At 66.3% G+C, this 11440-nt stretch carries 10 protein-coding genes and 1 pseudogene; 2 read left to right on the top strand and 9 right to left on the bottom strand.

Going from position 1 to position 11440, the window contains the following annotated elements; all coding sequences use genetic code 11:
* On the top strand, positions 1–555 hold a 555-nt coding region (locus tag ACZ6DT_RS17460), incomplete at its 5' end, for a hypothetical protein (protein WP_465595625.1).
* A gap of 81 nt (positions 556–636) precedes the next feature.
* A complete protein-coding gene (locus tag ACZ6DT_RS17455; RefSeq protein WP_465595707.1) occupies positions 637–999 on the top strand; it encodes a phage tail termination protein in 363 nt (120 codons plus the stop codon).
* On the opposite strand, the gene ACZ6DT_RS17450 is transcribed toward ACZ6DT_RS17455, so the two are convergent.
* The 9 genes and pseudogenes from ACZ6DT_RS17450 to ACZ6DT_RS17410 form a co-directional block, all read right to left on the bottom strand.
* Complete coding sequence (locus ACZ6DT_RS17450) at positions 989–1507, bottom strand: hypothetical protein (protein ID WP_465595622.1); 519 nt, start codon at positions 1505–1507, stop codon at positions 989–991. The genes ACZ6DT_RS17455 and ACZ6DT_RS17450 overlap by 11 nt on opposite strands.
* 181 nt (positions 1508–1688) lie before the next feature.
* Complete coding sequence (locus ACZ6DT_RS17445) at positions 1689–1817, bottom strand: hypothetical protein (RefSeq protein ID WP_465595621.1); 129 nt, start codon at positions 1815–1817, stop codon at positions 1689–1691.
* A 197-nt stretch (positions 1818–2014) separates the two neighbouring features.
* Complete coding sequence (locus tag ACZ6DT_RS17440; RefSeq protein WP_465595618.1) at positions 2015–3316, bottom strand: hypothetical protein; 1302 nt, start codon at positions 3314–3316, stop codon at positions 2015–2017.
* 836 nt (positions 3317–4152) lie between these two features.
* Positions 4153–4760 (bottom strand): annotated as a pseudogene (locus ACZ6DT_RS17435) (aspartate/glutamate racemase family protein).
* 151 nt (positions 4761–4911) lie between these two features.
* Complete coding sequence (locus ACZ6DT_RS17430) at positions 4912–7044, bottom strand: transglutaminase TgpA family protein (RefSeq protein ID WP_465595615.1); 2133 nt, start codon at positions 7042–7044, stop codon at positions 4912–4914.
* The gene (locus tag ACZ6DT_RS17425) at positions 7041–8162 is read right to left on the bottom strand and encodes a DUF58 domain-containing protein (protein WP_465465203.1); all 1122 of its coding nucleotides are present in this window, start codon (positions 8160–8162) and stop codon (positions 7041–7043) included. Before ACZ6DT_RS17425 ends, ACZ6DT_RS17430 begins: the two co-directional genes overlap by 4 nt.
* 2 nt (positions 8163–8164) lie before the next feature.
* Positions 8165–9124: an AAA family ATPase gene (locus ACZ6DT_RS17420; RefSeq protein ID WP_465595612.1), complete on the bottom strand. Its 960-nt coding sequence runs from the start codon at positions 9122–9124 to the stop codon at positions 8165–8167.
* Between the two features lie 162 nt (positions 9125–9286).
* The gene (locus tag ACZ6DT_RS17415; RefSeq protein ID WP_465595609.1) at positions 9287–9601 is read right to left on the bottom strand and encodes a hypothetical protein; all 315 of its coding nucleotides are present in this window, start codon (positions 9599–9601) and stop codon (positions 9287–9289) included.
* 2 nt (positions 9602–9603) lie between these two features.
* A partial coding sequence (locus ACZ6DT_RS17410; RefSeq protein ID WP_465595606.1) for a polymorphic toxin-type HINT domain-containing protein occupies positions 9604–11440 on the bottom strand: 1837 nt, incomplete at its 5' end.

The following is an 11440-nucleotide window of genomic DNA, read 5'->3' as shown; positions in this document are numbered from 1 at the left end:
ATCAAGCAGGGGCATATCGGGCAGCTGCGCGAACGCGCCGACAACGGCGACGGGCACGCCGCCGCCCGGTTGGCTGAGCTGCTGATCAAGCAGGGGCATATCGGGCAGCTGCGCGAACGCGCCGACAACGGCGACGGGCACGCCGCCGCCCGGTTGGCTGAGCTGCTGATCAAGCAGGGACAGGTCGAGCAGCTGCGCGAACGCGCCGACAACGGCGACGGGCACGCCGCCGTCGGATTGGCTGGTCTGCTGGTCATTCAGGGACAGGTCGAGGATGCCATCCAGGTACTGCGCCCCCGCGCCGACAATGGCGATAGGGACGCTGCCCTCCGGTTGGCTGGCCTGCTGGTCATTCAGGGGCAGGTCGAGGATGCCATCCAGGTACTGCGCCCCCGCGCCGACAATGGCGATAGGGACGCTGCCCTCCGGTTGGTTGACCTGCTAGCCGAGCAGGGGCAGATCGAGGAGCTGGAACGGGAAGTAGCAGCAGGCACGGAAGCCGCGGTCGCCACTCTGCGTCGCGTACGGTCCCATAGGTCGCACCACGGCGATTGACCGCTAAAGCGTGGATCTCGCCCCGGCCGACCGCAACCGACCAGACCGGTAAGGCCACCAACGCGAATACCCAACGTCGAGATCGTGCTCTTGGCCCTGCTTGAACCGCTCGCGCCCACCGTGACCGCGATTCCGGCCGATCTGGTCCCGCCTCTGATCCGCGAGCAGCGGGTTGGCGGCTCAGACGACGGGATCACCGACCACCCGCGCATGGAGATCGCCTGTTGCGGCAAGGACCGCGCGCAGGCTTGGCAACTCGTCGAGCAATGTCGCCAGCTCGTGCTCGACAGCGTCCGAACTCGTATCGGCGGCGTACTCATCGACTCTGCGCGCACGGACAACCCACCCGCGCAGGTGCCATATCCAACTTCCGAGAATGTCTGGCGCGTCCAGGGCTTCTATCGCATGGCGCGGCGAAGGAACATATCGAAGATTAGTAACTAAGGTCAACCGGATCGATTGCCCTGTTAGCGTCCCTTATTAACACTCGCGGTATAGCGGTGGATCGTATTGTTTTACCGTTCCCCAGATTAACATAGGCGCGGGCGGAGAGGAGCTCGCCTGGATTTGCCCTGTTCGGAAGCTGCTTTTCTGCTTCCGATAATGTTGTTATAAAGTGCTTCTCCGACCCGACCTCCAGTCGTCCACCTTGCCTCTTTGAGAACGGAGCTCCGGCAGGCTCATCAAAGCGGGCGTGTCCTAGGGCGACAAACACAGAGGAGATATCGATCGGCAGTCGTCCGACATTGCGCACCGTAAGTCCAAAGCTGATCATTTGATCTCTGGGATTTTCTGAATCTTCTTTTCCTGGCTTTTTGGTTAAAAAAATCCCAAGTTCGGTCGTCACGGAAACCCCGGATCTTCGAAATGAAACGATGCTCCAAATAAGTGCGCCTGTTGCAACCAGAAGCGAACATGTAGAAATAACAATTGCCCACCATGCAACGGACATCGTCAACTCCATTCGGTCGGCGTTCGACGTTGCGCAAAAAAGTAGCTTAACCGACCAGGGAGAGTGAGCACGAGCTGACTGCGCCGACGACGACCACTACGACGCGCTGAAGAAGAAACAGAGCGACCTGACCCGCATGGCGCGCGAAGGCTCCATCTTCATCGCTGACCACTCGCCGGACTTACCCATGGCGCTCACCTCCGGTGCCGACAGGAAAGCTGCTCGCGCTCGTCGGGCTGATGTCCCAGTAGCCGCCGTGGTATTCGTACTCGCCGCCGCCGAGGTATGCCAGGTACTCCTCATCATCCATTAGGCACACCCTGGGGGGAACGCCGCGCAATTCGCCTCGACGGACGTGGCGCCTACGCACGGGCCCAGATCCCAATACAGGTGTTCCATGACAGCATCCTTTCGCCGCCCGACCGAGCGCGATGATCACCCGCTCATGCACGAGCATCCGCGCTACCAGTCCGGACTGGCACACGCAGATCCGAGTGCGGACCGGCGCTACTGCTCGTTCAGGAACGCCATCTTGACCAGCTCGGCGGCGTCCACGAGCGGGCCGACGGGGACGGCCAACTCGCCTTGCGTGGTCAGGTCGCTGCTGTCTTCGGTCAGCACCCAGTTCACGCGCACGGAGGTGGTCTGCGGGTCGCGGGCCACGATCACGTAGTCGTCCTGATCGGTGCTCCACTCCACGTTCGGCCGTAACGACGCCGGCGTCAGTGTCACTTCGGCGTTCGTGCCGCGCTGATCCCAGTCCACCGGGTAGTTGCGCGGGGTGGTCCGCGAGGCCACCGGATCGACCATGCTCCAGTGTGGAGTCTCGCGTCCCCGGACTGGCTCGACCAGTCGCGAAAGGTCTGCATCGTCGCGCTCGGCGAAGTCCACGATCTCGCAGTCGTGAAAGGTCAGGACGATCTCCGGTCTGGCGACGAACCGGTCCCGGCTGACCACGCGCACTCCCACGCCATTCAAGGCCACACCGAACAAGTGCGCACGGCCTGCCTCGACGTGCGCCGGGCGTGCTTGCCTCCACGCGTCCATCCGCGCGGCCCGATCCTCCGCCGTCGACGTCACCGTGTCACCGAACAGCCCCGGTGGGACAAAGCCAGGCCGCGGCGGCGCCTTCTCCTTAGACGGCGGCTCTAGGTACCTCTGCTCTTCGAGGTCATAAAGCCGGTCGAGGACCTCCGCGACCCGTCCTACCCGGCTGATCGAGCCGAGGAGACCGATATCGAGCGCGATCGGAGGCCTCGGGACACCGCGAGCCCGTTCCACGAGCGCCACGATCTCGCCGGCATTCGCGGTCCTGGTGTTGCTGTGATCGCGAACGTAGATCGCGCCATTGACCAACTGGTCCTCCCCGGGCACCCCGTACGCCTTGTGGCAGGGATAGATCGGTTGCCCGTCCTCGGGTGGCAGCCCGACGACGAACAGCACCTCCCGATCACCCTCCACCCCGATCCGGCCGAACTCGAAACCGGGGAACGTCGCACCCACGTACGGACGGAGCCGGTCCGCGAGCTCGTGGGGCTCCGCACCGCGGGCGACACCACCCGCCTCGCCCAGCTGCGCACCGATCACCAGCACGGCGTAGCCCTTGAGGTGCCGCGCCGCGTCCTCGGGCAGCCGGTTCGCGCAGGCCAGGAGAAACTTGGCGACCTTCACCAGCCCCGTCTTCGAGGTGATGTCCACGGTGCTCTTGGCTTCGAGATAGCTCGTCTCCGCCGCATCACCAATCGCAACTACGTGATCCAGGACGGACCGCAGAATGCGCTCGCCCAGCGGCACGACATTCGTATCCACCTACCAACCTCCACACGCCTGCCTTCGTCCCGTTCGGTCAGACGTTAATGCCAACCATCGAACCCCGCGCGAACGAGGCAAAACCCCAGGTCAGCCCGTGTCGCGGGCTCGCTTGAGCACAGCAGGAAGAACGGAGACATAACGGAGCCCAGCATCACCGTTAGCAGACGCGAACGTGACCACAAAGAAGGCAAAACTGCTGGTAGCGGCCCTGCGATTGAAACGTGTTTCAAGATCGTCGCCATTGAATCCGCTGGCTTTTAATCCGAGGGATCTGCAATTTATCGGCGTTGACGGGTTCGCACGGCTGCGGGGTCATGGGTAGACCACCCGGTCGGGTTACATAGCTGGAGCAGACGATGTGACCCCATTTGGCGGGATGGGACGGCGTGCTCCAGATTTGCTCCAGCTACTGAACAGTAACTGAAGTTCGTCGTGCCAATTCCCAAAGTGAGGCGCAACGAAAAAACCGCCCTACCTCGGCCAATGTGCCAGGTGGGCGGTGTTTCGTCACTGTGGAGCTAAGGGGACTCGAACCCCTGACCCCCTCACTGCCAGTGAGGTGCGCAGGGCCTTTCTGCCTGCGGGAACGGAGAAATCGCGAGAAAAGCGCCGTGGTCCAGCGCTGCTAAATGCAGGTTGAGACCGTTCGAGGCCCCCTCGCGCCCCAGTTTTGCCCAGGAAAATTCGTGTGAATGGTGACAGGCGATGTCGGGAGCGCGGCACCTACGGTTGCGAACACGTTGGAGTCGCGTAGAGGAGCATCATGATCGTGCCGCGCGTGGTGAACAACTAGTTGTACTGCTCGGTGGAGGCCGCCTGGAGCCCCTCGTGCGTCAGTGATCAGGTCGGACCGCCCGGTGCGGGCGTTCGCCGCCGCGCCAAGTGGGGAGTGCGCGCTTACCGACGGAAACCTCGAACGCGGCTCTGGCCAGCAGCCGCGTCGAGTCCAAGGCGGGGAGCGGTGAGACGTCGGGTGTGACGAGGAGCGGGATCTCGGTACACACCAGCGCGACCGCGTCACATCCTCGGTCGCGCAGCCCTTCGATCACCCGAAGGTATTCTTCGCGCGCGGAATCGGTGAACACCCCGTTGGCCAACTCGTCGAAGATGATGGTGTTGATGCGATCCCGATCAGCCTCGGGCGGTACCTGGCGTGGATTCCGTGCGCACCGAGCGCGCGATGGTAGAGCGTGCTGTCCATGGTGTATTTCGTCACCAGCACGCCGACCCGCCGCCTGCCGTCGCGTGCGGCTTGTTCGGCGACGACCTCGGCGATGTGCAGGCCAGGCAACTCGAGATCGTCACCCGGGGCCTCGATCGCGAGGTGTGCGGTGTTGTCGGGACACGCGAAGAAATCCGCCCCGGCCGCGGCCAGCCTGCGCACGCTGGTCGCCAGCGTCGCGCGGATGGGCGGGTAGTCGTCGGCGTCCCACGCGGGCATGCTGTGGCCCATCGCGATGCAGTCCGCCTTCGCCGTCGGCATCGAAATCTGGGCAGACCTGTTCACCGGCAACATCCCCAAGGCCGTCAGCACCAGCCGTGTCTCGGCACGGGCCCCGGCACGGTGATCGGAGACCGGTCCGACTTGCCGTTCACGAGTGCGCGGGCAACAAAGTGCGGGGGTTCACGGCGGCACGTATCCGGGCGCGCAGGCCGCGCCGAGCAAGGCCGCGCCGGACTTCCCGCACGGCTTCCCATGCCTGCGGACCGGAGTGTGGACCGGTGCCCACGCCCGACCACAGTGCGACGTCCACTGTGGATGCCAGGAGCCGTAGTCCGTCCACTGTGGACTGATCGACTATGCCGTGCGCGGCCACCGCCAGGTCGCGGACCGTCATGCCCGCGGTACACGGGACGCGGTGCTCGCGTAGCCGGTCCCTGGCCTCTCGGCAGGCGCCGAGCACCGCGCCGAGGCCCGGCTGACGTCGCCGTCGCCACGCCCGCGCGCCCTTGGCCAGCGGGATCCCGGCGAACCACGCCACCGACAGCGCCGCGAGCGCGATCAGGACCGGACCGGTCGGGAACGTCCAGCCGCCATCTTCGGTGCCGCCGTCTCCGGTGCCGGAATCACCGCCCGGCAGCGGCCGATCTTGTAGCTGCTCGGCCGGGGGCAGTTGCGTTCGCGCCTGCGCGGTCACCGCCGCGAGGCTGTTCGCGCTGCCGGTCGTGGCGCGTGCCTCGCCCGTCGGATCCAGCGCCACCCAGCCGACGCCGGAGACGGCGACCTCCGGCCAGGCCACGACATCGCCGTTGTGGACGGTGTAACTGCCGTCGGCGTTCGGTTTGTCCGGCGTCCGGAAGCCGACCACCAGCCGGGCCGGGATGGCGAGCGTCCGCGCGAGGACGACGTACGCGCTCGCGAACTGCTCGCTCGTACCCAGTTTGGTCTCGAAGAGGAATTTCCGAAGTTGTGGCCAGCTGTGCCCGCTCGGCAGGTCGGTTCCCGTCGCCAGCCGATAGTGCTCGCGTAAGAACCGCTCCAGCGCGAGCGCGATCCGGAAGCTGGGTCGCAAGCCGCCGACGGCTTCCCGGGCGAGCTGCCCGACTTCCGGCGGCACGTCGCCGATGCCCGCGAGACCGCCGGGAGCGGACGAGTCGAGCGCTGCGTCGAGCAGATCCGCCGGCTTGATCTCCGGTGACCACCAGCTCAGGGAGTACTTCTGCGGGCCGTCGGCCGGGTGCGGCAGCCAAAGCGTACCTTGCGATTCCTCGACAAGCGGAGCGATCCCGTCGACCGCCGCCGGCCACGTCTGGCTGGGAAGCCACGGTCCGCCCAGACCGCTCGTGGTGATCGTCGCCGACCGCCGGTGCGTGGGCACGGCCACCGCCGGACCGGGAGCCAGCTCGGTGCCGAGCCGCCGGTAGCGGCTGCCGGGGCTCCAGTTGACGCCGTCGAAGAGGTCGAAAGCGACCAGCGGCCAGCGGTCGGTGTCGGCGTCGCCGCGGAAGGAGAACACCGGCGTGTTCGGATGTTCCAGCCGGTAGGCCAGATCGTCCAGCGGGTTCGCGACCCGGCCGTCGAGTTCGGCGAGCTGATCCTGTTTCAGCGAGTACGCCGGACCGGGCGCGGGCACGAGCAGGTTCGCGACGAGCGCCCCGGCAATGCCGAGTACGAAGGCGGGTACGGCCAACGCCAGCAGGGGCACTTTCCTGCGGTGCCCTTCCACGTCCGCTTGCGGCATCAGGGCGAACACCCCGCCCGCGACAGCCGCGTACCCGAGGCCGCCGAACAGAGCAGTGAACCCGGACATGGCCTGGAAAAGCTGGCTCGCCACCACGACGGCGAAGCTCGGAAGGAGGGCCAGGATCGGCCGCCTCAGCCGGAGCAGCTCGACCCCGAGCACCCCGGCCAGCAGCACCAGCAGCGGGACGAACAGTAGGGTGGACGGCTCCGGTCGCGCCGGCCAGGTCGACTGCAGCGCGAGCCGCCAGGATTCGGTGACGCCGTCCGCGAGCGCAGAAAACGTGGCACCGGTGGGAAAACCGGTGGCCGTCTTCGAATAGAGCACGGTCTCGACCACACCGACCAGCCCCCCGGCCAACAGCAACAACGCCCGCCACGGTGCCAAGGACACCCAGCGCGCGCACAGCTCGGTGACGCCGAAGGCCAGTATCAGCGGGACGCCGATGGGTACGAGCAACGCCGTCAAGCCGAATACCGGCGCGAAGAACAGTCCCGCGACCGCGGCGGCCAGCAGGATCAACGCGACGGTGGGGCGGCTCATCCCACCACCTCGTTCCATCTGCGAACCGCGTGCGCGGCGTCGGCGGCGTTGAGCACGCGGACGCCGGGAACGACGATCGGCTCGGCCGCGGCGAAGTCGACGAGGAACAGTGAGGAATAGCGCGGCCGCAGAGCGCTCAGCCCGTCGAGCCCGCCGGTGGTGACGGCCATCAGACAGCCGCCCTGATCACGTGCGGCCGCCAGCTCGCGCGTCACGAGTGTTTCCCCGGTGTCCTGGCCGATCTGGCACAGCTCGTCGAGCAGAAGCCGCGAACCGAGCGGGCCGCCGGCGGTGGTGAGGTCGAGACCGCTGGAACCGACGAGCCGGGTGTGATGCCCTGCCATCGCGGACGCGTGCAGCAGCGACGCGGCGAGGTCGACGGCTTCTTCGAAGACCTCAGGTGTGAAAGAAGTCCGGCGGGTGTCGAGCAGGAGGGTGAATCGCGGCTGCTGCGGATCGGCGTAGTCGCGGACCATCATCCGGCCGGTCCGCGCGGTGGCCTTCCAATGCAAGTGCCGGACTTCGTCGCCAGGCTGGTACTCACGGACGTCGCGAATGTCGAGCGAGCCGCGCAGCGAGTCGGTCGTCCTGCCTTCGTGATGATGGCGCGGGTAGCCGCCGATCAGGGCACGGGCGGGATGCCGGCGCGGATGCACCCAGAGTTCCGCGGTCTCGCCCGCGGAAAGCCGGTTCCTCGCCAGGCCGAACGGGTCCACCCGGTGCAGCGTCAGTGGCCCGACCGGGAGCCTGCCTCGGCGTCCGGTAGGCAGCTCGTAGCGGTAGGTGGCTTCGGCGTCTTGGGCGAGGGACCGGACGCGGACGGTCTGGACGGCGGCACCTGCCTTGTCCCAGGCGTCGAACCCGCGCTGGCGACGCCCGGCGACGTTGCGGACAGTCAACTTCGCGAGCGCCGGGCGTCCGCGTTCGACGCGGTCCGGATATATCTCGCGGGAGACGTCGACGCGCAGGCCGCGTGCGGTGACGACGACCGCGGCCACGACCGCGGCGAGCCCGACCGCACCCATGACGCGGAACAGCGGGTAGCCGGCCCATTCGGCGACCGCGAGCAGCAGTACCGACAGCACGAGCAAGACCACGCCGCGGGCGGTCAGCCGCATGGTCAGCGGCCCGCGTGGTTCATCGCCGGCGCCGGGACGGCCGCGAGCACCTCGGCCACGATGTCCGCGGGGCCGCGCTGGCTGAGTTCGGCCTCCGCGGTGAGCACGAGCCGGTGCGCGAGAACCGGGACGGCGACTTCCTTGATGTCGTCGGGGGTGACGAACTGGCGGCCTCCGGTCGCGGCGATCGCTTGCGCGGCCCGGACGAGCGCGATGCTGCCGCGCGGGCTCGCGCCGAACCGCACGGCGGAATGCACGCGGGTGGCCGCGGCGATCCGGGCCGCGTACTCGCAGACAGCCTGGTCGAGGTGGCCGGCGCGGACTTCGGCGATGGCGTCCAGCAACATCGGGATGTCGACCACGGCAGGCAGGTCGTCGGCGGAGACCCCGGCGCAATCACCCATGATCACCATGACCTCGGACTGCAGATCCGGGTAGCCGACCGAAAGCCGCATCAGGAACCGGTCGAGCTGGGCCTCGGGCAGCCGGTAGGTGCCCTCCATCTCGATCGGGTTCTGAGTGGCGATGACGAGGAACGGCCGTGGCACCTCGTGCCCGACGGCGTCGACCGTGACCCGCCGCTCGGCCATCACCTCGAGCAGCGCGGACTGCGTTTTCGGGGTGCCACGGTTGATCTCATCGGCGACGACGATATTGGAGAAGACGCCGCCGGGGTGGAAGGCGAACCGCTCGTCCTTCTGGTGGTAGATGGTGACGCCGGTGATGTCGCCGGGAAGCAGGTCCGGGGTGAACTGGATCCGGCTCCAGCTCCCGCCGATACTGCGGGCGAGGCAGCGGGCCAGCGTGGTCTTGCCGAGGCCGGGGACATCCTCGATGAGCAGATGCCCCTCGGCGAAGAGCGCGGCCACGGCAAGCCGGACGACCTCCGGCTTGCCGCGGATCACCCCTTGGATGTTCGCCGCGATCAGTTCGAAGGCCTCCCCGGCCTTGGACTTGCTCACCTTGCCCCCTGCGAAGTCGATCCCGCTGGACCGTTCGGCTCATCATGCCACCTGCTCAGCGTAACCGGCTAGGTACAGGAACGGTCTTTCCGCAGTACATCGGCGGCTTGTGCATTCGGCCGATCGCCTAGGGATCGAAACAAGAGCCTGCGGGTGGCCGCCTTAGCTGACCCTGCCCAACGCCAAGGCATGACCACCGTCCGCGACCAGGTCCTGAACGGCCGAAAACATGTTCCTAACTCCCGGCTCGCGGATCAGAACCAAGTCGGGACAAGTGAAGTAGGTGCCGTTGAGGCATTCACCCGACACCTTCCACCGGTCCAGGATCCGTCCCAGTTCGGCGTAGCTCAGAAAGGTCGCCGTCCACCTGGAGTCGTCAGGCAAGGTAACCCAGCCGTCGGCGTTTTCGCACGCCTCCAGGGGGTCACCGCCCAGCTCCAGTTCCAGCTTCAAACCGTTCTCTGTGCGCTTATACATGATCAGCCACCGTAGAGTTCCTTGAGGCGTTTGATGACCCGCGACTCATTCGTCTTGTCGGCCTTGCCGACGATCTGCATCCCCTCAGCAGTATTGCGGAAGAAGACACGCCCGCCGTTTCGCCCCCTGAGGTACTGGATGTCCGTGCCCTCGAGGGCCTTGTTTCCCAGGCCCGGATTCGTGTTTCCGTCGCGGAACTGCCGTACCAAGTCATCCATTTCCTTCTGAATTCGCTGGTTCCTGCCTGCCGACTCAGCTGCCTTCACCAGAAGCGGGTCTTGGTTGAGCACGGACGTAACACCGCAGGGACGGTTGGCGTTATGAACGAGAACGGGTGCATTACCGGCGAGGACGTAGTAGGTGTTGATGTCGGTGACGCTGAGGTTGTGCACCGTCCGCTGCGCCGTGCTCAGGCGGGTTGCGGTGATCGCCAACGCGCGCCCATCGGGCGTCTGCACACGTAGTCCGGGCGCGAGGTCCTCGGCCTCGACCCAGCGCCGCTCGCTCTCGATCCAGAACGGATGCTCGTCGGTGGCGACGAGCACGCCGGTTTTGTCACCTGCCATGCCGTCGATGTCGACGGTGATCTCGATGAGATCCTTTTGTCCCGAACCGGTGATCAATGCGGCGACGGGGCGCGCTCCCGACGCTCCCGTCTTCGGTTCCCTGGCTGTGACCAGTTCACCGGGCTTGATGTTCTCGATGCGTTTGCGGCTTCCGTCGGCCATCAGCACCAGAGTGCCGGGCACAAAGCTGTTGGTGGGGCACTGGGTCGCCGCGTTGTCTGTGTCCCGTGCCTCGGGGGAGTCGCCCTTTCGGGGTTCCGGCGTGCGGGCATTCGGCCGCTGCCTGGATTCGCCGCCGTCGGACGTTCGCGAGGACGGAGTGTCGGTGTCCCGCTGGGATGTGTCGGCTGGGCGGTGGGCAAAGGAGTTGGCCCGGGGCAGCGTGGGTAGCTGCGTCACCGGGTTCGGAAGCACCCTGCTGCCGCGCCGGTCGCCATCGTTCGGTGACCGGGAAGTCGTCCCTGGCGCGGTCGTACCCGCCTTGGCGCCCTGAGTGCCGGCCGGTGATGTACTGCCGGCTCGATCGGGCGGGTTCTGGTGGTTCAGTGTCTCGGGGACAGTGTCCGGACGGGGAGGAAGATCGTCAGGTGCGGGGCTTGCCGTCGCTGATCCTTTCCCGGGGTCGCTGTCCGGGCTCGGTCTGACGTTGATGCCCGGATCAGCTCCACGCCCTCCGGGCAGCGCCTCGACCGCGTCGAGCGCCCTCTTGCTGACGCCGACACCGGGAATGAACATCGTGCCGATGTCAACCGCCGCGCGGCCGACGACACGTTCCGGCTTGTCGCTGTTCCAGTCCTCCTTGTACGGGCGGACGACCTCGTCCACGACTTTGCCCGGGTTTCGAACGACGTCCTCGATCGCCTTGCCGCGTTCCTGGATGCGCTGGTTGGCCGCGCGCCACTCAGCACTGTTCGGATCGGCCTCGGACCACGTCGTGGCGTCCTGGTTCGCGTCTACGAAGCCCTTGATAGCGGGCGGAATCGACGCCAAACCATCCACGATGTTTTCCCGGGCCTCGTCGAGCACGTTGCCGACGACATGGTCCTTCGGGTCCTGGTTTTTGTCCTTTTTCATGATCTTGCGTAGATCGACTGGTTGGCCGGAGCCGCCTTTGCCACCTACGGGGATGCTGGGGCGTGGTGGGGTTTTGTCTTGCGGTTTTTCTGTCTTGGTTTCTTGAGTTTTCTGTTGTGTCTGCTGGGGTTGTGTGTCCTTTTTCATAATTTTGCGTAGGTCGACTGGTTGGCCGGAGCCGCCTTTGCCGCCTACGGGG

The organism is Amycolatopsis sp. NPDC041971 (genome assembly GCF_055588925.1).
Note: the sequence above shows the minus strand (reverse complement) of the source record. Positions and strands in the feature narration are given on the sequence as shown.

Excerpts from the sequence above, each read along its gene's own strand:
- ACZ6DT_RS17450 (WP_465595622.1), bottom strand. The coding sequence starts at position 1,507 with ATGTCCGTTGCATGGTGGGCAATTGTTATTTCTACATGTTCGCTTCTG.
- ACZ6DT_RS17445 (WP_465595621.1), bottom strand. The coding sequence starts at position 1,817 with ATGGATGATGAGGAGTACCTGGCATACCTCGGCGGCGGCGAGTACGAA.
- ACZ6DT_RS17430 (WP_465595615.1), bottom strand. The coding sequence starts at position 7,044 with ATGAGCCGCCCCACCGTCGCGTTGATCCTGCTGGCCGCCGCGGTCGCG.
- ACZ6DT_RS17425 (WP_465465203.1), bottom strand. The coding sequence starts at position 8,162 with ATGCGGCTGACCGCCCGCGGCGTGGTCTTGCTCGTGCTGTCGGTACTG.
- ACZ6DT_RS17415 (WP_465595609.1), bottom strand. The coding sequence starts at position 9,601 with ATGTATAAGCGCACAGAGAACGGTTTGAAGCTGGAACTGGAGCTGGGC.